This is a genomic window from Cytobacillus eiseniae (assembly GCF_017874625.1).
GTDB lineage: Bacteria > Bacillota > Bacilli > Bacillales > Cytobacillaceae > Cytobacillus > Cytobacillus eiseniae.
This window is the reverse complement of the sequence record NZ_JAGIKZ010000001.1, coordinates 16,118-36,633: the sequence shown is the minus strand read 5'-3', so window position 1 is coordinate 36,633 and position 20,516 is coordinate 16,118. Positions and strand designations below refer to the sequence as shown.

Genomic DNA, 20,516 nt, shown 5'->3' with positions numbered 1-20,516 from the left:
CATTTAAAGATGTGAAGTAGTTCACATTTTAATTTAAGTTCATAAATTATTCACAGTTAAATAGAAAGAGTTTATCACTGTATATGTGTTATTATGTACTTAACAACATCGTGTATAAAAAAAGGGTGATATTTGAATGACTCAACCGATGAAACCAACTCATTCTATTGAAATTAAAGAATTACTTCAGCTTTCTAATCGAACAATTAAAACAGTGAAGGGTCAGTATCTTTTTCAAGAAGGTGAAAAAGCGGAAGAGCTTTACTTAATTGTTTCTGGAAAAATCCAAATTAGCAAAATCAACAAAGACGGACGTGAGCTTGCTTTGCGAATTTGTGGGGAAAATGATATTTGCGGTGAGTTAACCTTATTTACTCATTCACCTAAATTTCTTTTAAGTGCCTTAGTAATTGAAGAAGGTGAAGTAGCCGTCATTAAAAAGGAAGTAATCGAAACAGAAATTTTTCAAAACAGTGCATTAGCATTTGAATTTATGAAATGGATGAGCGACCATTTTCGTAAGACACAAACAAAATTCAGAGATCTTGTATTAAATGGAAAAAAAGGGGCCCTCTATTCTACAATTATTCGAATGACAAATAGCTATGGGATTAAGAAAACTGATGGCATACTTATCGACCTTCCATTGACTAATCAGGAGCTCGGTAATTTTTGTGGGACATCAAGAGAAAGCACAAATAGAATGCTAAATGAATTAAAACGCGAAGGGATCATCTCAATTAAAAAAGGGAAAATCACCGTTCACAATTTGAAATACTTGAAAGACGAGATTGGCTGTGAAAATTGCCCCGTTATTTATTGTAGTATTGAATAAGAAATGAAAGTACTATCAAAATCCTTGGTAGTGCTTTTTTATGACTAGCGGTGACCCAAAAGGTCAGATTGCAGAAACAGGCAACTTCATTCTCACTTAAAAGTTCCACCTTCCATCGTTATTTGCTAAGAATATTATATTAAAAAGCGACATCTTTTTCGATGTCGCTTTTAAAGTGAACTCTACACTTACCTGCCTGTCATTGATCCATTCGTTCCAGGTAAAATATTGCGGTTATTTCTGTCATCGTCAAAAACACCATCATTGTCAGTACCAAACCATTCATTATTTTCGTTAAGCCGGTTATTTCTGTTCGCATCAATATTCAGATTGTTATTATCTGTGCGATATCGAGTAGGATTAACATTATTATTCATATTATTCCCTCTAGCTCGATTAGAATTGCCATCATCATAACGATCATATCGAACAGGGCTGTAGTTTACATTTTCAGTATCGTTCATTCGATTATTATCTACTCCACAAGCAGACAAAAAGCCTAATGAAACGACAGCTGTTATTGTTGAAACCAAAAGCCTATTTTTCATGAAGTTGTCCTCCTACTTCTTTTATTGACGTGACAGGTTTAATTTTTACTAAAACTCATCATCTAATCCTTGAAAAAATTTATCTTTTTTTCAAAATGAATCCAATATAAGAAATTGAATACGCTGGTATGTGCTAAAGGCATAATATAAGATAAAAATGGATTGACCTATGATCTTTAGATGGTAATATCTTGGATATAATCGTATAGCCCACTCTAAAATCATGGTTTTGAGGTTAGATGAAAATCAATTTTATCGGAATTTTGACTAGATATCATACCATTCTAAATTTCACATAAATGTACAGCTACTATTCAAAATCAGTTGGAGTGATTCTTAATGGAAAAAAACCTGGAATAAATGATCGTTTTATACGACTATTTGTTCCAAGTTTTTATTTTATTCCATATTAAATACTTTATTTAATCTCGTTAATTCAAATAATTCCTTTATTTTCCCGTGGACACCGTAAATCATTACGGCTCCTCCTTTTTTAATGCAACGTTTCTGGATTGCAATAAGTACACCAAGCCCTGAACTATCAATATAATTTAGGTTATTCATGTCAATATCAATATAATGAACACCTCTGTCAATTTCTTGAAGTAGTCTTTCTCGTAATTCTGCTGCTTGCTCAACATACAAATCTCCTTCTAAGATGAGGTTGATTCGATTGTTTTCGGTTGGTGTGATCTCCATTTTCTTTATCATACTTTTTAATCCCCTTATATTTTAAAAATATGCACAGAATTCTTAAGTTCCGTTGCCATTGCACTGACTTCTTCCGCACTACTTGAAACGGTTTCAATTGCTGCTGTTGTTTCTTCTGTAGCAAGCGCCACTTCTTCTGTTTTAGTTGTTGTATTTTCCATTCCCGTCGATAGTTCGTTTATAAGTGAAACGATTTTTTCAGAACTTGCCACCTCTTCATCCGTCACATTTTTAATCCCATCTACTTCTTTCGATGTTTCAGCTACTGCTGTTAGAATTCGATCCAATGCATTACCTGCACTTGCTACAATAGTTACACCTTGTTCAACTTCTACTCGATTTTGCTGCATCGCTTGTACTGCCTCTCCTGTACTTCCAGAAATCTTCCTAACAAGTTCAGAAACTTGATTTGCTCCTTCATTCGATTGTTCTGCCAATTTACGGACTTCTTCAGCAACAACTGCAAAACCACGGCCATGTTCGCCTGCACGTGCTGCTTCAATAGAGGCATTTAGCGCAAGTAAATTTGTTTGATCAGCAATATTTGTAATCATTTTTGTAATATGACCAATTTCTAAAGAATATTGATCCAATCTTTGTATAAGCTCCTCTGTTTCAATTGTTCGATTTCGAATCAACTCCATTTTACTAATCGACTCATTCACAATGTCTTTGCCATCATTTGCAGTAATGAATGTAGTCTGGGAATTTTCAAGTGCTGCTGTTGCCTTTCCTTTTGCAATTTGAATAAGTGAGGACAATTCTAATAAAACTTTCGTAACATCCATAACTGATTGATTGCCCTTATCCGTAGTTTCAGCAACGTGATTCATTGAAATTGAAATTTCTGAAACAGATGCTGTCACTTGTTCACTTGAAGCAGCCATTTCTTCTGAAACAGCTGATAACTCATCTGATGAACGATAAACAGAAGTAACTAACTGCCTCAAGCTTCCATTCATATCATTAAATGCGTTTGCTAAATCACCAATTTCATCCTTATTTTTTACATAGACAGACTCGCCTGTTAAATCTCCTTTTGCAATTTGAAGCGCTCTTTCCGAAATTTTCTTAACTGGTTGAGCAATGCTCTTTCCTGCAAATAATCCAATCCCAATAGCTAAGATGATTGCAATTAAAACGATGATAAGCAGTGTATATCTTGATTGATCATACTCCTTTTGATTATTACTAATTAAATGGTCAGCAACTCGCTTATTCAACTCGATTAATTCACTTAAATTGTCACTCGCTTTGTCAAAAGGTATTTTCCCTTTTGCTAATCCCTCATTTGCTAGATCAAATTGTCCATTTCGAACGAATTGAATGTTATTTGCTACAATGTCTGTAAATGAAGTCCAGTTACCTTGTAATTCATTGAATTTAGCTTTTGATTCGTCATCCATTTTCATTTTTCCATATGCTTCAAACAATTCACGAATATGCGTTATATTTTTTTCTGCTACTTCAGTTGGCGCTGAATTTTCACTATTTACCGAGGTCACCATTTGAACTCTTGTATTCTCTGCGTATTTTGCTATTTCAGCTATTTGACTTAAGGGAACAACACTTTCATCATGCATAGATCTTCCATTTTGATTTACAGAAGAAAGAGTCGATACGGCTGTATAACCAAGCCCCGCCATGATCACTACAATAATTAAATACGAAATTAATAATTTTTTTGTTAATTTAGACATTATGCAAACACCTCAATACTTGCTTTTTTTGTCACACTATTTATGTTTGGTGTAATATATTTCATTAGTAATAACTCATTTCCCTTTTTATTAAAAACCATTTTGTCTACTGCTAAATGAATAATGGAAAGTCCTCTACCTGATTCATTAAATAACCTATCCTCGAAAAGGTCTGAGTTAGAGAGCTCCATCCATGCTTTATTTACGTCAAAACCTTCTCCGTGGTCCTTAATTCGAATGATCAATCGATTATTAGCGCTCACACGAAGGTTAAAACAGATTACTTCTTTAGAATCATTTGCACGAAGAGCATTGTTTACAGCCTCGTTAATAGCAACTTCCATAAAAAAGGAGTTCTCTTCTCCAAGTATCTTCTGGATGTCCTTTTTAATTGCACATCGGAGTGCACAATATTCTTCTATTGTTCTAAATCTAAGCTGATAATTACACATGGCTACTTCCTCCAACCTCTTTTACAAAGATTCCGATAGCAGATGCATCATCTTTTAATTCATTAATATTTATTCCTCTTAATTTATTGATATTTTCCTTAAAGTCATTATTACGGAATCTATTTTCCTTTTCGAATAAATCCATAAACCCATCAGTCATGAAATAGAAGGAATCACCTTTAGCAATTGAAATCGTATGTTCAGTAAAAGCAGGATGTTCCATTACTCCTAGGTATGGCCCTTTTTGTTTTACAATTACCATTTCTCCATTTGCTTGACATTTAATAAATTTATTCATCCCCGCACATGCATAGGTTAACGTCCCATTTTGTATGTCCATTCGAAAACATAAACCAGCAGCAAATGTATCTTCTAAAAAATAGTTCGTCGATTCACAGTTTATATTTGATAGAACGTCAATTAAGCTACTATTATGAGAAAAGTTTTGCGAAAATAATACTCTTAAAACCGAATTTTGAAAGGCAGCGGTTACTCCATGGCCCATAATATCAATTATATAACCTGAAAGAATTTGATTCTCCTGATCCCAATAAAAATCATAAAAGTCTCCACCAATATAATTTAAAGGCATAAAAACTGTTTCCACAATGATCGATTGTAAACATAACGTCGATGGCAGCAATGTTTTTTGAAGTATTCCTGTTCGGACAATATCTTTCCTTAATTTATCTTCCTCAGATATATCAGTTGTTACTGCTGCATATTGTATAACCCTTCCTTTTTCATCCCTAATTGCAAAAATACTTACCTTTTGAAGATATAACCGACCACTTTGATGTCGATTCCAAATTTCTCCCGTCCACTTCCCGTTTGAAATTATACAATTCCAAAACCCCTGATAAAACGATTGGTCGTGAAGATTCGATTTAAGAACATTCACATTTCTGCCAATCAATTCCTTCAATGTATATCCCGATATTGAACAATAAGCTTGATTCGCATGCAGGATATTTGCTTTCGTATCTGTAATGACAATTCCTTCAGTCATATTTTGAAAAATTGAATAACATAGATTTGGTGTATTTAATAGTAATTCATGAAAGCCTTCAATCTCTTCTTTGCTATTTTCGCTCAACTGTATCATAGTGTGTCTCACACTTTCATCAACATATTTTTCCTTTTCATTATAAGCCTATTTACCTACGAATCCTATTTAACAATAAAATGTTCACAATCATTTCACGAATACAAGGAAGCTTATAACTCGCTTTTCTAAAATCGATAGCCTATTTTTTGAAGATATCAAAAAATAGGCTATGAAATTATCGCCGTACAAACTAGAACTGTCTGATTCTAGAAAGAAAACACGATGAGTGTTTGAACCGATGTTGACGCAAATACTGAAGAACGGAAATGAACAAACAACGTCTCTCTTTACGAAGAAAAGTTTTCTCGTACGGTACTTACACTACCGAAAAAATCCATGTGGAGCTGGACATAGAACAAAAGATTTACACTTTTACACAGCATGCCATGCATAATTAAATTCCAATACAAAAAAAAGATACTGATTTTCACCAGTATCTTTGCCAGTTCATTCTAATATTTATAAATTTGATGTCTCACCTTTAGCTGTCTGCTGTTCCTCATACCATAGTTTTAGGTGGGTGAGGATTGAAAATAGTAGAAAAAAGTTCATTGCCCATACAGATATAAAAGGAGCCATGCCGCCAAATTCAATCGTATGATAGCTCTTCATTAACATTACAATATATGATTCAATGAAAACGAGGATAAATCCCCCAATTCCTGCTACTGTCATTCGAACCATGCCTCTCCCTCCTTCTCATTATTATTTATAATAATTATAATCTATTTGAACCTCACATACAATGATAATTATCACAAAATAGACAAAACTTTTTAAATATATCTATTGAAAAATTTAATTCCTTCTTATATTAATAATTTCATTTTTTGTTCAAATTTTTTCAACGGATTAGTGAAATTGCTCACTTATTTATTTAAAAAGAACAACAATGTGGTAACTTTTAGTTGTAGTTATCTATTTGATTTTGAAAGGAGAAGATTTCGAATGTTTGTTAAATGGCTTAGAGAAAATAAGATCGCATCTTGGCTTCTTACGATTATACGCTTATATGTTGGGTATTCTTGGGTAAATGCAGGTTTCCACAAAGTAGCAGACGGATTCGATGCTTCAGGCTTCTTACAAGGAGCAATTGCAAAAGCATCAGGGGAAAGTCCAACCGTACAAGCTTGGTGGGGAAGCTTCCTTGAAGGGATCGCTCTTCCAAATGCAGGACTATTTAGCTTCCTAGTTGCTTGGGGTGAGTTATTAGTTGGTCTTGGATTAATTCTTGGATGCTTTACAACTGCAGCTGCTTTCTTCGGGATTACAATGAACTTTGCATTCTTATTCTCTGGTACAGTTAGCACAAATGCTCAATTAGTCCTTCTTACAGTATTTATTTTAGTCGCTGGATTCAACGCAGGAAAAATCGGGCTTGACCGCTTTGTTATTCCTTTTATCCGTAAACATACAACAGAGAAGATTAAAACAGGAAATACAATTAGAAACTAATATGCACTTACACTATTTTCTTTAAAATCTAAATTAGAAAAGCCGAAATCTTTGAGTGATTTCGGCTTTTCATTTGCTTGCTATTCAATGCATCTTATTATTCGAAGTAAGCCCACTTGTATTGTGCATCACCAAGACCAGATACAGCTACACCTTTTAAGTTTTCTACTTGTACCCAGTTATTCGTGTAGAAGTAAACTGGTGCAACCGGCATATCAGCCATAAATACTTTTTCTGCATCTTTTAATAGTTGTTGACGTGCATCTGCATCGCCCTCAGTAGCTGATGCTGCAAGTAAATCTTGATATTCTTTGCTTTCCCAACCTGTATCGTTGTTACCGCCATCAGCATCACGGTACATTTCAAGGAAGTTAATCGCATCGTTAAAATCGCCTAACCAGCCCATACGAGCAATTTGATAGTCAAGTGCATGTACTTTGTCTAGGTATACAGCCCACTCAGAGTTATCAAGAACAACTTCAATACCTAGGTTTTGCTTCCACATATCTTGAACTGCTTGAGCAATCTTTTGATGTGCTTCAGATGTGTTGTAAGAAAGTGCAATAGCAGGTAGTTCAGATGGGTCACTATAGCCAAGCTCTTCTAAACCTTTTTGTAAGAATTCTTTTGCAGTTTCAACATCATTATCAGGGAAATGTCCTGTTTCATTCTCTGGGAACATAGACGGTGGGACAATCCCCATTGCCGGCATTTGCTCTCCTTGTAAAATATTATCAATTAATTCTTGACGGTTGATTGCATGTGCAAGAGCTTTACGAATATTCACATTGCTAGTCGGTTCAACCGTTGTATTGAACTTATAGTTGTACACACCAGCTATAGATTGTGTTGTAAGACGTCCTTGATCCTTAAGTGCTTGCATTGCATCTGTTGGAAGAGTACCAGTTGGTGCTCCAGCCCAATCCAATTCACCATTGTCAAACATTGATAATTCAGTGTTAGGATCATTGATCATGATCATTTCAATTGTTTCTAATTTAACTGTGTCAGCGTCCCAGTAATTTTCATTCTTTTCTAAAATGATTTTATCACTGTGAGACCATTCAGTCATAACGAAAGGTCCGTTAGATGTGTAGTTTTCACCAGCGTCATGTGCCCATTCAGCATTTGCTTCAGCAATTTTGCTGTTAACTGGGAAATAAGTATAGAATGCTGTTAACTCCAAGAAGAATGGAGTTGGATTTTGAAGTGTAACTTCTAGTGTTTTTTCATCTAAAGCTTTAACGCCAACTTCATCTACAGATCCACCATTTACATGCGCATCTTCTGCACCTTTAACATAATAAAGTTGGTATGCATATTCTGATTGATTGTTTGGATCTAATGCCCATTTCCAAGCATATTCAAAGTCATTTGCTGTTACAGGATCTCCATTCGACCATTTTGCATCACGAATTGTGAAAGTATATACCGTTTGATCATCTGAAACAGCAATTTTTTCTGCCATTGCTTCTTCAGGCGTTCCATCTTGGTTAATACGTGTTAAGCCTTCAAAAGTTTGAAGCAATACAGCCCCAGACGTAGTATCCTTTGCTAGAGCAGGATGTAAAGAAGGTGGCTCAGTATTTATATTAATCCTTAAATTTTGTGCCACATCAGGATTAGGTTCTGCAGGTTCATTATCTTTTGGCGTTTCACCTTCGCTTGTTGCTGGCTCTGAACTACTTCCGCCGCCACTGCATGCTGCAAGGAACATACTAAGAACTAGCAACATACTGAAAAAGAACGAAAATTTCTTATTCATTTGTTTACCCCCTATTTTTTAATCTCAGATGGCCACATTTCTACCATTCACAACTTTATGCCTATACATTCATTTTATACATTACTTTTAATCTACTAAATTACTAGATATAAGCATAAATGTAAAATTCACATTACATTTCCAGTAGATTTGTAATGTGTTTGTAAAAATCCATCTGTTGTGATTATTATAAATAGTCTAAAAATTTTATGCAAGTAGTTTTTATTTTTTCAATTGATTATTTTTCCTCTTCCCGAACGATAGCCTCTCTCACTTCTTTTTGTTTTATAAAATATTTCCTGAAAAAATAGAAAAGAAATATAAATAAGAAGGCAAGAAATCCTAACACGTACTCATTGATTTTCCCTGAGATTAATCCAGCTGGGATGAGTGCTAATATAAAAAAGTAAATAAAATTACCAATACTTGTTGCTAAAATAAAATCCTTCATTCGGATCGTGCTTATTGCAGCAGAAATATTGATTAAACTTGTAGGAACAAATGGAAAAACTCTCGCTTGAAGAACATATGTGAAGCCCTGCTTATCCCCATTAGATAAAATATTTAAGTTTATTTTTTTCAATAACCATTCTTGAAATCCAGATCGGATAACTAAAAATACTAACATACTCGAAAAAACACTTGTCATCCAGCTCCATAAAAAACCATATACAAATCCATATATAGCAATATTTAATGAGATAATCAAAATAAGAGGAATTAATGTTAAAGAGTTTTGAATGATCATAATAAGAAATGTTATACCTAGTGTATATAATAAATTTTCCCCAAGAAATAATTGAATGGACTCAATGTCACCAGATTTAATTATCTCGTATAAATTAGAGTTAAAAAGTAAAATAACAGCAATAAATAACAAAATAACAATGGTGATTACTTTTATCCGCTTATTAATAACACCACCCCCATAATTATGTAATTCCCTTTCCATTATCATATCAAATTTGCATGAAACAATTATAAGGATTTTTCAATAGAACAAGGAAATTTTCAAATAAATAGCCACTCAATTCTGAGCGGCTACAACTTTAAATCTATATACACTAAGACAAATGAGGAAATAAATATTCTTCAACCCTTTTTACGATCCAAATATTTATGAGTAACAATGCACTGAAGGCAATGAGTGCTCCGAAATTTATGATAGATAATATCCCACTTTGTATTAATAATAATTTGATAAGAATGTCTGCAAAAAATAAGCAGACGAGTGTAAATTTATTGTATGAATAAAGTACAATATACGTTAAAGGAAAGGTATAAAGCACCCTAAAAATAGCATCAGCAAGTAGATGATCTTGATAAATGGAAGTAAAAAATCCTATTGAAAACCAGTGAATTTCAAAAATTGTTGATAAATAAAAGGATGCTGATTGAATCAGTGCTGTGATTGTCATAAAGATTGTCACATATCGAATCCAGGCAGGCGGATTGTTCAAGCTTCTCCGCAACCATTTAATCACAAAAGTAGCAATAAATAAAATAACAATTGTATATACTGTCTCCCACCAAAAATGTTCATATATCCCGATAGATAAAAATAATTCCTCAATAAAAGCAATGGCAACTAAAATGAGTAATACCCATTTGGTCGTCAATTGAAAGGCACCAACAACCATCATTACACTAGGTATAAAGGCAGCTTGTGAAACAGTTGCCCCAAAAATAGAGTCAAACCATTGCACTGAAAATACTTTTGGATAATACGCGTAAGCATTCCCATAAATAAGAACAACGTTTTCCAATAAATATGCGAGTCCAATAACGATGAAATACAAAGCTAGATTTTTTTTGAAATCCTTTTTTCTATACATAAAGAGGATGATTCCAATGCTCAAAATAACTAATATCAAATACCAAATAAGGTTGATCAATTTGACTCACTTCCACTAACATTCATATTCATTAGTTTGTGTAACCGCTAGAAAACTATACCAAAAGTGTTTAATGATCGAGTCAGAATAGCGTTCATTTGAACTAATTGATCAATTTGTAGTAAAGTAATCTTTACACAGCAAGTTTATGGATAGCTTTAGGAAATAAAAAAGAGGGCCGAAATCTCGCCCTCCACTGCTGTATATCAATTGTTTGAATAGATACTATTGTTATTGACAACCTGTAGCTCTTTTGTCGTCTCTGCCATATCGCTTTTGCAGATTGGACAAGTTGGATTTTCACCGCTTTTGAAATTATCTCTGACCCAGCAATTACAATTCTCTGAAGTGCATTCCCAAACCTTTACCACTTCTAATTTAATTTCTTCTGTGTTTTTTCTTCCAAAACCCATTGCCATAGAAGGCACCTCCTAAAAGAGTCGACCCCTGTTTCAAAAATAAAAACACTTGTTACATAAAGGACATAAAAAATATCAACTCTAAATAACAAGTGAATTATGGGCAACTAATTTTCAATAATATACAACTCATCACAACTAGTATAACATAAATTTTCTTAAACGTCAAAATCTTACACTTATAATAGGATGAAAGGAACGGCCTTCACATATAAGAAAGATAAAACTTTCCGAATTTATGTAATACTATCCTATCGTTAAGGGAAAAGTGTATAATGTTTTAGTTGAGGAAAGAAAATGTTTTAATACGGAAGGATGGAACATATGAAGATCACAAGCTTCTCTGTAGAGCAATTAATTGATCCCACAGGTATATTAATTGGCGACCGCTTTGAATTCTTTTTAGATATTGAGGTGGATGAAGATGATGAATTATATTCTGAAAACGGAGTACAGCTTCGAGTTCTTTTTTATAAAAATGAAGATGACAGCCGAATACTGAACTATCACTTCTTATCTGCTGATACAATACTAGAATTTGCACTTGATGAAGAAGAAGAAAAAGAGGTCACAATTTTTTGCAACAACCAGCTATTACATACCGAAGAATAGAAATAGAGCAGGCATCGCCTGCTCTATTTTCTTATTCAACCTCGATTTCTTTTCCATCCTCAACAATATGATACATAAGATGAGCTAAATGATGAATCGGACTATAAGCTTCTTCATCCTCTTCCTGGAGCTCATTTTCTTCATTAAACTCAAGATCATTTAGATGAAGGGCAGCGAATTGATAGAAATCCTTTAATTCAAATGCATAGCATGCAGTTGGATCTTCATTGTCTTCCTCATATTGAAGAACCATATAAGATTCTTCCCCATTTTCATCAACAGCATCAAAATAAATAAAAAATCCGATATTTGTATCTAATTCGAATAAATGTCTTGTTCCACCTTCAGTTAATCGCTCAAAATCAGTTTCACTTAACTTTTTTACCTTCATTGATTCAATTTGATCCTCTTTATGGAATTGAACTGTAAATTCTTTCATTTCTATTCCCCCTTCCAAACTAATCTACCATAAATAATCCAGCATTCCTACTAATATAAAACCAGATTGAAGACTATTTTGACTCCTAAAAGAATATAAGTATGCTTTCCTTTTTTTCTATCCTGTTTTTGCAAACATTGTTACTAATTAAGATGCAGTTGGTAAAGGTTGATTTCCGCGTACATGTGCTCCCTTTCCGCGGGGTGGGCGCTGAGTATACTACTTAGAATTCACACCGCACGAAGGAAATGCGACAGCATTTTCGAGGATCTCGCACCTTCCGCTCCAATCAACCGAGCTTTTTTGTCATCCATATCTATACAAACATTTCTTTCAAAAGCAACAATCTTTTAGAATTTAGCCTTTTTCTAACATAACTCAGATTAAGTAGACAAAATGGAAATACAGCTTTCTGATAATAAAAAGAGCCCTGTTCGGACTCTTTTTATTCATTATGGTTTAAGCTTTCGTCACATTAACAGCTTGAGGGCCACGCTGGCCTTCTTCTATGTCAAAATTAACTTCCTGACCTTCATCAAGTGTTTTAAAGCCTTCCGTTTGAATCGCTGAATAGTGAACAAAAACATCTTCTCCACCTTCAACTTCAATAAACCCAAAGCCCTTTTCTGAGTTAAACCATTTTACTTTACCTGTTGCCATTTCAAATCCTCCTAAATATGAATCACTAACAGTGATATAAAATATCCTGCATCTAGTAGTATGGCTCATTCGAAATCATTCTATCCATACATTTAGGAGAAAATTAATTTTTCTTTCATAGATGACATACGAATCCGAAGGCTATCCTTTATTTACTGCTGCGAGGACTATTGCTTCTTCTTCTATCTCTATCTCTATTCCTGTCTCTTCCGCCACCACTAGTTCTATTGCGATCTCTGCCACGATCACTGTATCGTTTTCTGTCACCACTACCACTACGATCCCCACGTGGTTTTCTCACACGCACAGGCTCAACAGCTGTTAATTTAACAGGTGTTACGTCAGGATCTTTCGTAAGTAGTTTTAAGGCAGCCGCTAACAATGAAACTGAATCTGTATCTTCAAGTAGATTTTCGGCTGTTCTCTTATAGTCAGTATGCTCTTCATTTTCAATAACTGCCATAAGTTTATTAATTGTAGCTTGTTGATTACCAATTAGCACATCTTTAAATGATGGCACCGGTTTTTTCGCCATTTTGCTCTTTGTTACGTTTTCAATAATTTTCAAATGATCAATCTCTCTTGGAGACACGAACGTAACCGCAATCCCTTTGTTTCCTGCACGGCCAGTTCTCCCAATTCTGTGAACATAGCTTTCAGGATCTTGAGGGATATCAAAATTATACACATGTGATACACCACTAATATCTAGTCCCCTTGCTGCTACATCTGTTGCAACCATGATATCAATGGTTTGCTCTTTGAAACGACGGATGACCTGATCACGCTTTGATTGAGGGATATCGCCATGTATTCCTTCTGCAGAATATCCACGTTTAATTAAACCTTCAACCACTTCGTCCACTCTGCGTTTTGTACGACCGAATACAATCGCAAGCTCAGGAGATTGAATATCTAAAAGACTGCAGAGAACATCAAATTTTTGTTTCTCATGCACTTCCATATAATGTTGTTCAATGTTTGTAACTGTCATTTCTTTTGCTTTAATCTTAACTAACTCTGGCTCTTGCATGAATTTCTCAGCAAGCGTTTGGATTCTTCGTGGCATTGTTGCAGAGAACAGCATTGTTTGGCGTTCTCCTTTAATTTCACTAAGAATTCTCTCAATATCTTCAATAAAGCCCATATTTAACATTTCATCTGCTTCATCAAGGACAACCATTTTAATATTGCTAAGACGAATTGTCTTTCTTTCAATATGATCAATAAGTCTTCCTGGTGTAGCAGCAATGATATGAGGACGATTTTTTAAGCCGCGAATTTGACGATTAATATCCTGTCCGCCATATATTGGTAACGTTTTGATGCCCTTCACTTGACCGATACGATTTAATTCTTCTGCTACCTGAACAGCAAGTTCACGTGTAGGTGCTAGGACAAGGCCTTGAATCCCTTCCTCTTTATCGATCTGTTCTAATAAAGGCACACCAAACGCAGTCGTTTTACCTGTACCCGTTTGAGCCTGACCAATCATGTCTTTTCCTTTTAACCCAATAGGAATAGCCTGTGCTTGGATTGGAGTCGGTTCCTCAAACCCCATATTGGAAAGTGCTTTTACTAATTCATTACTAAGACTAAAATCTGAAAAAGTTGTCAAAGTGTTTGTTCCTCCTTATTATATAACCTTACTATAGGTTTTCCAGTTTTCTATAATTCATTATCTACGTTAATAGGTTTTCCAGTTTGCATCTCTTTTACTTGATCTAATGGTCTTTTGCTTCCCATTTAGATATTGTTCATTAGAGCCTTTTTTCCAAATCGCTCCCGAGGAAAAGGTGAAATAATCATTCCGAAAAAGCAAACAATGGATGGATTCTCTTTTGAGGAGAAGAATGAAGAATACAAAGTGGAGAAAAAATAACGTAAAAAAGTGATGCATGACTGACATGCATCACTTCATTTATCGCATGATTATGCTTTTTCTACATTAGCAGCTTGTGGTCCACGGTTACCTTCAACGATTTCGAAAGTTACAGCTTGGCCTTCTTCTAAAGTTTTGAAACCTTCAGATTGAATAGCTGAGAAGTGTACGAATACATCTTGACCTTCTGATGATTCGATGAATCCAAAACCTTTTTCTGCATTAAACCATTTTACTTTACCTGTGTTCATGTGATTACCTCCAAAAATGTGTTCACTATAAGTCTTGATTATATAAACTTAAACATAAAAAAGTCGCATTGCAATAAAATGAGGATTAAATCGCCTACATTTCATTGCAGCTACGACTACTTATCCAAAAAATATATAACGTACTTTAGCGTTAACCTAATCATAATTGCATTGACCTCAATTGTCAATTCTTTTTTTTATTCATGAGAATGCATGATGATTATCGATATATCCGAAAATTCACTTTTTGTCTAGCTCAGCGCCTGCCCCTCAAGGTCACAAAGCAATCCTTCCAGAAAAGAAAAACATCTTTCCGGATGATTAGACTTGTGCTTGCCAGACAAAGGGAAACTCCTGTGAGTAATCCCCGAAGGAACAATCTCTATTATGATTGTTCCGAAGGCGCTTCAGCATTTCTTTTAACCTAAAACAATGAAAGCCCTTCCTCTCTTCCATCCTTACGACTCCTAGGCCGTGCCAGCGAGAATCAGGTATAACAAAATATACAAATTGGGAAAAGTTACTCTCTTTTGATCTTTCACATAGTGTGTAAAAAAATTAGAAGTGTTAAAGCGAGGTCTTCTCTGGTTTTTCAGATGATGACTTAAGAAGAAATTCAACAAAACTGTTGTCCACATAATTATTCTTAGCTCTAAACCTTTTGCTCGGCTATAATCTTAGAGAGCACGATTATCATTGCGATAAAATAAAAAAAGACGGCATTTTAACAAACAATTAGAAAATCAATCATTTGTTCCATTCACGTCTACATCATCGCTTTTCGAATACAACTCCCATATTATATCTAATTATTATTGAGTTGTCAAATTAATATAGCATTTTTTTTTGAAACATTATCATTTTAAAAACGTATAATTTGTTATAGAGGAGGAATATAGATTATGGGGATGTTCGATTCAGGATTTGGGATGGGTTTTAATATGTTTTCAATCATGTCATTTATCTTTCCATTTATCTTTGTATTTGTTTTTGCCATGATTATTTTTACAGTAATTAAAGGAATAAAGCAATGGAGTTATAATAATAAGCAGCCTGTATTAGATGTGAATGCTAAATTTATAACAAAACGAACACAGGTGAATAGGAATGCTCACCAAGATAATAATCATGTACACCATCATTCATCAACTACTTATTATGCCACTTTTGAAGTAGATAGCGGAGATCGAATGGAATTTATCGTGAGTGGCAATGAATATGGCCAACTCGCAGAAGGTGACTTTGGAAAACTGACATTCCAAGGCACTCGTTATCTTGGATTTGAAAGATGGCAATGAAGGCTCATCAATTATGATGGGCTTTTTTAATAATCTATCTTGATAGATTTGATCATAAAAACCTTATGGAGAAGCTGTATGCAAAAAGCAGTAAAAGCAACTTTAAACAGGAACCCGGACATGAGCGGGCAGATCATTCATTTGCCCGCATGATTTCCTTCAACTGGAATTGTTGCGTTCTTCAATTCAATCTGTAATTGCTGAAAATACTTCTCCTTCTGAACTTGATTCCATCCAAAATAATTAGCCATATAGGCAATTACTTCCAATTGGTATTTTCTCACTGTATCGATATCAAACAATAAGACGCCTGTTCTGCGAATAAAAAAGTCTGATGGAGTGGCAGCCATTTCTTCATCTAAAGCATACTTTAATTGAAGCCATAATTTAACCGGCAAACCAACTGCTTCTGCCTCTTTTTTTCCGTTATCAACAACGAATTGATAAATACCTGGAACATTTGAACCGTACATTGCTGCAAGTGAAACCGCCTCTTCTTTCGTAAGGCCAGCATCCATCCCTTTTTCGGATTGCCTAAAGATAAATTCACCAAATTTACTTGAACCGCCAACATCCCCACCAGAAATCGGCCATTCTTTCGTTTGGCATTCCTCAAAAGATTGATTCTTTCCTTCATTAAACTTTTTAATAACTTCATCAACGATCATCTCTGCCATTTTTCGATAGCCAGTTAGCTTTCCGCCAGCGATTGTAATCAAACCCGAATCAGATTCCCATATCTCATCTTTTCGAGAAATTTCTGATGGATCCTTTCCTTCCTCCCAAATTAGTGGCCGTACACCAGCCCAGCTTGATTCAACATCTTCCTCTGTTATTTTCACCTCAGGAAACATGTAATGAATCGCATGTATAATGTATGCACGATCCTCCGCTGTCATTTTTGGACTTTTCGGATCCTCACTGTAAAAGGTATCTGTTGTTCCTACATATGTTTTTCCATCCCTAGGAATAGCAAATACCATACGTGAATCTGGCGTATCAAAATATACAGCCTGCTTTAAAGGGAACTGTGATTGATCAAAAACTAAATGAACTCCTTTCGTTAACTGCAGCATTTTCCCCTTTTTGGAGCCATCAAATTCCCGAATCGAATCGACCCACGGACCGGCAGCATTGATCACCATTTCGGCATGAATATCATACCTTTCTTCCGTGAGCTGATCAGAAACAGATGCTCCAACAATCTTGCCATTTTCGTATCGTAGATTTTCAACCTTTGTATAATTAAGCAGCGTCGCTCCCTTTGATGCTGCAGATTTCATTATTTCAATTGTCAATCTGGCATCATCCGTACGATATTCTACGTAATAGCCCCCTCCTTTTAATCCTACCCTCTTAATAAGCGGCTCTTTATCAATCACTTCTTGTACCGTAAGCATCGTTCTTCTCTCAGCTCTACGTACACCTGCTAAAAAATCATACATTCTAAGCCCGATTGAGGTGCTGATTTTTCCAAATGTGCCACCTTCATAAATCGGCAGAAGCATCCACTCAGGGGTTGTGACGTGAGGTCCATTTTCATAGACAATCTCCCGTTCTTTTCCTACTTCTGCAACCATTTTTAATTCAAATTGTTTTAAATAGCGCAGGCCGCCATGAATTAGTTTCGTTGAACGACTTGAAGTCCCTGAAGAAAAATCCTGCATTTCAACAAGTGCTACTTTCATTCCTCTAAGGGTGGCATCTAATGCGATACCAGCTCCAGTAATACCACCACCAATAATTAGAACATCAAACTTTTCATTTGTTAGTTTGTTAACGAATTCATTTCGACTTTGGTTTGAAAACAGCATGCCTTGACTCCTCCCTTTTGCAGAAAAGGTTATGCATTTATGATATTCCTTATAATGAGGGATTGAAATAAGTAAAGAGACGATAAAATCCATGATCTGAAAAAATAATGAATTTGCCGTCTCTTTAGTCGTCCAATTATATATTATTTAAAAACCATTGCTGCTTGAATTGCCTTTTTCCAGCCACTATACAACTGGTCACTAGCACTTTTTTCCATCGCCGGTGTAAACGTTCGGTCTATAGCCCATTGGCGAGAAATCTCGTCTTTATCTTGCCAATAACCTACGGCAAGACCTGCCAAGTAGGCTGCACCTAGCGCAGTCGTTTCATTAATTATTGATCGTTCAACTGGTACATTCAATATGTCGGATTGAAAGGCCATTAGAAAATTGTTTTTTACGATTCCACCATCAACGCGTAGTGTCTTTAACTCAATTCCTGAATCACTTTCCATTGCAGATAATACATCCTTTGTCTGATATGCAAGAGATTCTAATGTTGCGCGAATAAAGTGTTCCTTCGACGTTCCCCTCGTTAACCCAAATACAGCCCCCCTAACCTCACTATCCCAATAAGGGGTTCCAAGACCAACGAAGGCTGGCACTATATAAACACCATCTGATGAGTTCACTTTTGTTGCATATGCTTCACTATCGCCAGCATTTTTTATCATTCTCATGCCATCACGAAGCCACTGAATTGCTGACCCAGCAACAAAAATACTGCCTTCTAATGCGTACTCTATCTTTCCGTTCATTCCCCACGCAATCGTTGTTAATAGTCCATGATCAGAACGGACGGCCTTTTCACCTGTATTCATTAACATAAAACAGCCAGTACCATACGTATTCTTCGCCATTCCTTTTTCAAAACATGCTTGACCGAATAATGCTGCCTGCTGATCTCCTGCCGCTCCAGCTATCGGGACTTTCGCACCAAAGAAATGAACATCAGATGTATATCCATAAATTCCAGATGATGCTTTCACTTCTGGAAGCATGGAAGCGGGTATATCTAGAATCGATAATAGCTCTTCGTCCCATTGTAATTGATAAATATTAAACATTAATGTACGTGAGGCATTTGAATAATCAGTCACATGAATTTTTTCGCCTGAAAGCTTCCATATTAGCCAAGTATCGATTGTACCAAATAGTAATTTCCCCTGTTCCGCTTTCTCTCTTGCTCCAGCCACATTTTCTAAGATCCATTTCACCTTCGTCCCAGAAAAATAAGCATCAATTAACAGACCTGTTTTATCACGGAATGTATCATTATATCCATTTGCTTTCAGTTCTTCACATATTTCACTTGTTTGCCTTGATTGCCATACAATCGCATGATAGACAGGCTGACCTGTCTCCTTATCCCAAACAACCGTTGTTTCACGCTGATTAGTGATACCAATTCCCGCTATTTGTTCTGGTTTTACTCCGGATTCGGAAAGTACTTCTGCAATAACAGACAAAATCGAACCCCAAATTTCATTTGCATTATGCTCTACCCAGCCTGGTTTAGGAAAATATTGCGTAAACTCCTTTTGTGCGAAATGCACAATTTCCCCATTCTCATTAAATAAAATGGCCCTTGAACTAGTTGTCCCTTGATCTAAAGATAGAATATATGTCTTCATTTTTCCTCCCCCATTTCTATCTATATCCCCCTTCCGTGAAGGGAACGATAATCATGATCTTTAATCTTAATAATATAGAAAACAAAGCCGAATCTGCAACTAAATGGCAAATTCGGCTTTCTAATAACTACGCTTCTTTTTTTGCTTTCGCTGGGGTCTTTTTCTTTCTTGCTGCTGGCTTTTTCGGTTTTGTTTTATCAATAGATGCTTGGAGTGCAGCCATTAGATCAGTCACATTGGATGTTTGTGCTTTATCAACTGGTGTAACAATCTCTTGCCCCGTCCGTTTCGATTCGATTAGCTCAAGAAGGGCTGTTCGGTATTCATCTGTATATTTTTCAGGCTCAAATTCAGTTGTTAATTGATCGATTAAAAGAATGGCTGTATCTAATTCCTTTTTTGTCACCTTATCATCAGCTGGGACGTTTGGTACATCCCCTGAATGACGAACTTCATCTGGATAATGAATCGTCTCCATTACTAATGTATTTTCATATACACGCAAGACTGCTAACTGCTCCTTAGATCGGATAATAATTTTTGCTAAACCGACTTTTTCAGACTCTTCTAATGCCTTCCTTAGCAGAGAATAAGCCTTCCCCCCGCTATCACCTGGCGACATATAATAGGTTCGATCATAATAGATCGGATCAATCTGCTCTATTTTCACAAAGTCAATAATTTCAACTGCTTTCTCTTCATTTTCTTTTTTCAGCTTCGCCAAATCCTCTTCATCAAGAATGACAAATTTCCCTTTTGTGTATTCATATGCTTTTACAATATCCGTTGTTTGTATTTCCACATCGCATACTGGGCATACCTTTTCATACTTAATCGGTGAATGACATTCTTTATGCAAATTCCTTAGCTTTATATCCTTATCCTCTGTAGCAGCATGAAGCTTAATTGGAATATTAACGAGGCCGAAGCTAATGCTTCCTTTCCATATTGTATGCATGATCGGACTCCCATCGTTTTTATTGTTTAATTTATGTAGCGATCATTCATTCATACGTAATAAATGCTGGCAGAAAACCC

21 protein-coding genes are annotated in these 20,516 nt (G+C 35.4%); 4 read left to right on the top strand and 17 right to left on the bottom strand.

Translation table 11 applies throughout. The features are described 5' to 3' along the window. Window positions 1–136: 136 nt before the first annotated feature. Complete coding sequence (locus J2Z40_RS00190; protein WP_066395005.1) at window positions 137–835, top strand: Crp/Fnr family transcriptional regulator; 699 nt, start codon at window positions 137–139, stop codon at window positions 833–835. Between the two features lie 188 nt (window positions 836–1,023). Here the strand turns inward: J2Z40_RS00190 and J2Z40_RS00185 are convergent, their stop codons facing one another. The 6 genes from J2Z40_RS00185 to J2Z40_RS00160 all read right to left on the bottom strand — a co-directional run bounded on the left by J2Z40_RS00185 (window position 1,024) and on the right by J2Z40_RS00160 (window position 6,038). Then, window positions 1,024–1,383, bottom strand: coding sequence for a hypothetical protein (locus tag J2Z40_RS00185; RefSeq protein ID WP_066395007.1), 360 nt, complete (start codon window positions 1,381–1,383; stop codon window positions 1,024–1,026). Between the two features lie 399 nt (window positions 1,384–1,782). Then, window positions 1,783–2,094, bottom strand: coding sequence for an STAS domain-containing protein (locus tag J2Z40_RS00180; protein WP_209795138.1), 312 nt, complete (start codon window positions 2,092–2,094; stop codon window positions 1,783–1,785). A 14-nt stretch (window positions 2,095–2,108) separates the two neighbouring features. Next, complete coding sequence (locus J2Z40_RS00175) at window positions 2,109–3,794, bottom strand: methyl-accepting chemotaxis protein (RefSeq protein ID WP_066395010.1); 1,686 nt, start codon at window positions 3,792–3,794, stop codon at window positions 2,109–2,111. Then, window positions 3,794–4,246 carry an ATP-binding protein gene (locus tag J2Z40_RS00170; protein ID WP_066395013.1) on the bottom strand — a complete coding sequence of 151 codons (453 nt, stop codon included), beginning with the start codon at window positions 4,244–4,246 and terminating at the stop codon, window positions 3,794–3,796. Before J2Z40_RS00170 ends, J2Z40_RS00175 begins: the two co-directional genes overlap by 1 nt. After that, window positions 4,239–5,351: a SpoIIE family protein phosphatase gene (locus tag J2Z40_RS00165; protein WP_066395015.1), complete on the bottom strand. Its 1,113-nt coding sequence runs from the start codon at window positions 5,349–5,351 to the stop codon at window positions 4,239–4,241. The genes J2Z40_RS00170 and J2Z40_RS00165 overlap by 8 nt, the downstream gene beginning before the upstream one ends. A gap of 462 nt (window positions 5,352–5,813) precedes the next feature. Continuing rightward, window positions 5,814–6,038 (bottom strand): hypothetical protein, encoded by a 225-nt coding sequence (locus J2Z40_RS00160; protein ID WP_066395019.1) that lies wholly within the window; start codon window positions 6,036–6,038, stop codon window positions 5,814–5,816. A 264-nt stretch (window positions 6,039–6,302) separates the two neighbouring features. Here J2Z40_RS00160 and J2Z40_RS00155 point away from each other — a divergent pair, with 264 nt between their 5' ends. Continuing rightward, window positions 6,303–6,809: a DoxX family membrane protein gene (locus tag J2Z40_RS00155; RefSeq protein WP_066395022.1), complete on the top strand. Its 507-nt coding sequence runs from the start codon at window positions 6,303–6,305 to the stop codon at window positions 6,807–6,809. A gap of 97 nt (window positions 6,810–6,906) precedes the next feature. Here the strand turns inward: J2Z40_RS00155 and J2Z40_RS00150 are convergent, their stop codons facing one another. The 4 genes from J2Z40_RS00150 to J2Z40_RS00135 all read right to left on the bottom strand — a co-directional run bounded on the left by J2Z40_RS00150 (window position 6,907) and on the right by J2Z40_RS00135 (window position 10,888). Then, window positions 6,907–8,574, bottom strand: a complete 1,668-nt coding sequence (locus tag J2Z40_RS00150; protein ID WP_066395024.1) for a peptide ABC transporter substrate-binding protein — start codon at window positions 8,572–8,574, stop codon at window positions 6,907–6,909. Window positions 8,575–8,812: 238 nt separating this feature from the next. After that, window positions 8,813–9,526, bottom strand: a complete 714-nt coding sequence (locus J2Z40_RS00145; protein WP_162840484.1) for a TVP38/TMEM64 family protein — start codon at window positions 9,524–9,526, stop codon at window positions 8,813–8,815. Between the two features lie 112 nt (window positions 9,527–9,638). Then, window positions 9,639–10,409, bottom strand: coding sequence for a hypothetical protein (locus J2Z40_RS00140; RefSeq protein WP_157087827.1), 771 nt, complete (start codon window positions 10,407–10,409; stop codon window positions 9,639–9,641). A 266-nt stretch (window positions 10,410–10,675) separates the two neighbouring features. Further along, the gene (locus J2Z40_RS00135) at window positions 10,676–10,888 is read right to left on the bottom strand and encodes a cold-shock protein (protein ID WP_066395033.1); all 213 of its coding nucleotides are present in this window, start codon (window positions 10,886–10,888) and stop codon (window positions 10,676–10,678) included. Window positions 10,889–11,212: 324 nt separating this feature from the next. Here J2Z40_RS00135 and J2Z40_RS00130 point away from each other — a divergent pair, with 324 nt between their 5' ends. Further along, a complete protein-coding gene (locus tag J2Z40_RS00130; protein WP_066395036.1) occupies window positions 11,213–11,500 on the top strand; it encodes a DUF6509 family protein in 288 nt (95 codons plus the stop codon). Between the two features lie 31 nt (window positions 11,501–11,531). Here J2Z40_RS00130 and J2Z40_RS00125 read toward each other — a convergent pair whose 3' ends face one another. From J2Z40_RS00125 to J2Z40_RS00110, 4 genes are all read right to left on the bottom strand, one after another. Then, window positions 11,532–11,939 (bottom strand): cytosolic protein, encoded by a 408-nt coding sequence (locus J2Z40_RS00125; RefSeq protein WP_066395039.1) that lies wholly within the window; start codon window positions 11,937–11,939, stop codon window positions 11,532–11,534. Window positions 11,940–12,398: 459 nt separating this feature from the next. Then, on the bottom strand, window positions 12,399–12,599 hold the full coding sequence (locus tag J2Z40_RS00120; RefSeq protein WP_066395044.1) for a cold-shock protein: 201 nt from the start codon (window positions 12,597–12,599) through the stop codon (window positions 12,399–12,401). 148 nt (window positions 12,600–12,747) lie between these two features. Continuing rightward, window positions 12,748–14,217: a degradosome RNA helicase CshA gene (gene cshA / locus J2Z40_RS00115; protein ID WP_066395046.1), complete on the bottom strand. Its 1,470-nt coding sequence runs from the start codon at window positions 14,215–14,217 to the stop codon at window positions 12,748–12,750. Window positions 14,218–14,531: 314 nt separating this feature from the next. After that, entirely contained in the window at window positions 14,532–14,732 is a 201-nt protein-coding gene (locus J2Z40_RS00110) for a cold-shock protein (RefSeq protein WP_053476600.1), read from the bottom strand. Between the two features lie 902 nt (window positions 14,733–15,634). Here J2Z40_RS00110 and J2Z40_RS00105 point away from each other — a divergent pair. Continuing rightward, window positions 15,635–16,030 (top strand): DUF2500 domain-containing protein, encoded by a 396-nt coding sequence (locus J2Z40_RS00105; protein WP_209795137.1) that lies wholly within the window; start codon window positions 15,635–15,637, stop codon window positions 16,028–16,030. Window positions 16,031–16,167: 137 nt separating this feature from the next. Here J2Z40_RS00105 and J2Z40_RS00100 read toward each other — a convergent pair whose 3' ends face one another. The 3 genes from J2Z40_RS00100 to ku all read right to left on the bottom strand — a co-directional run bounded on the left by J2Z40_RS00100 (window position 16,168) and on the right by ku (window position 20,436). Beyond that, a complete protein-coding gene (locus J2Z40_RS00100) occupies window positions 16,168–17,844 on the bottom strand; it encodes a glycerol-3-phosphate dehydrogenase/oxidase (RefSeq protein ID WP_066395048.1) in 1,677 nt (558 codons plus the stop codon). 143 nt (window positions 17,845–17,987) lie between these two features. Further along, window positions 17,988–19,478 (bottom strand): glycerol kinase GlpK, encoded by a 1,491-nt coding sequence (glpK, locus tag J2Z40_RS00095; RefSeq protein ID WP_066395051.1) that lies wholly within the window; start codon window positions 19,476–19,478, stop codon window positions 17,988–17,990. A gap of 127 nt (window positions 19,479–19,605) precedes the next feature. Continuing rightward, on the bottom strand, window positions 19,606–20,436 hold the full coding sequence (gene ku, locus J2Z40_RS00090; RefSeq protein WP_066395054.1) for a non-homologous end joining protein Ku: 831 nt from the start codon (window positions 20,434–20,436) through the stop codon (window positions 19,606–19,608). Window positions 20,437–20,516 lie beyond the last annotated feature (80 nt).

Bases quoted from the DNA above. Each gene is read 5' to 3' on its own strand.
- J2Z40_RS00130 (WP_066395036.1), top strand. From the start codon at position 11,213: ATGAAGATCACAAGCTTCTCTGTAGAGCAATTAATTGATCCCACAGGT.
- ku (WP_066395054.1), bottom strand. From the start codon at position 20,436: ATGCATACAATATGGAAAGGAAGCATTAGCTTCGGCCTCGTTAATATT.
- J2Z40_RS00140 (WP_157087827.1), bottom strand. From the start codon at position 10,409: ATGTATAGAAAAAAGGATTTCAAAAAAAATCTAGCTTTGTATTTCATC.
- J2Z40_RS00170 (WP_066395013.1), bottom strand. From the start codon at position 4,246: ATGTGTAATTATCAGCTTAGATTTAGAACAATAGAAGAATATTGTGCA.
- J2Z40_RS00175 (WP_066395010.1), bottom strand. From the start codon at position 3,794: ATGTCTAAATTAACAAAAAAATTATTAATTTCGTATTTAATTATTGTA.
- J2Z40_RS00110 (WP_053476600.1), bottom strand. From the start codon at position 14,732: ATGAACACAGGTAAAGTAAAATGGTTTAATGCAGAAAAAGGTTTTGGA.
- J2Z40_RS00150 (WP_066395024.1), bottom strand. From the start codon at position 8,574: ATGAATAAGAAATTTTCGTTCTTTTTCAGTATGTTGCTAGTTCTTAGT.
- J2Z40_RS00125 (WP_066395039.1), bottom strand. From the start codon at position 11,939: ATGAAAGAATTTACAGTTCAATTCCATAAAGAGGATCAAATTGAATCA.
- J2Z40_RS00135 (WP_066395033.1), bottom strand. From the start codon at position 10,888: ATGGCAATGGGTTTTGGAAGAAAAAACACAGAAGAAATTAAATTAGAA.
- J2Z40_RS00100 (WP_066395048.1), bottom strand. From the start codon at position 17,844: ATGCTGTTTTCAAACCAAAGTCGAAATGAATTCGTTAACAAACTAACA.
- J2Z40_RS00190 (WP_066395005.1), top strand. From the start codon at position 137: ATGACTCAACCGATGAAACCAACTCATTCTATTGAAATTAAAGAATTA.
- J2Z40_RS00145 (WP_162840484.1), bottom strand. From the start codon at position 9,526: ATGGAAAGGGAATTACATAATTATGGGGGTGGTGTTATTAATAAGCGG.
- J2Z40_RS00160 (WP_066395019.1), bottom strand. From the start codon at position 6,038: ATGGTTCGAATGACAGTAGCAGGAATTGGGGGATTTATCCTCGTTTTC.
- J2Z40_RS00165 (WP_066395015.1), bottom strand. From the start codon at position 5,351: ATGATACAGTTGAGCGAAAATAGCAAAGAAGAGATTGAAGGCTTTCAT.
- glpK (WP_066395051.1), bottom strand. From the start codon at position 19,478: ATGAAGACATATATTCTATCTTTAGATCAAGGGACAACTAGTTCAAGG.
- J2Z40_RS00185 (WP_066395007.1), bottom strand. From the start codon at position 1,383: ATGAAAAATAGGCTTTTGGTTTCAACAATAACAGCTGTCGTTTCATTA.
- J2Z40_RS00180 (WP_209795138.1), bottom strand. From the start codon at position 2,094: ATGATAAAGAAAATGGAGATCACACCAACCGAAAACAATCGAATCAAC.
- J2Z40_RS00120 (WP_066395044.1), bottom strand. From the start codon at position 12,599: ATGGCAACAGGTAAAGTAAAATGGTTTAACTCAGAAAAGGGCTTTGGG.
- J2Z40_RS00155 (WP_066395022.1), top strand. From the start codon at position 6,303: ATGTTTGTTAAATGGCTTAGAGAAAATAAGATCGCATCTTGGCTTCTT.
- J2Z40_RS00105 (WP_209795137.1), top strand. From the start codon at position 15,635: ATGGGGATGTTCGATTCAGGATTTGGGATGGGTTTTAATATGTTTTCA.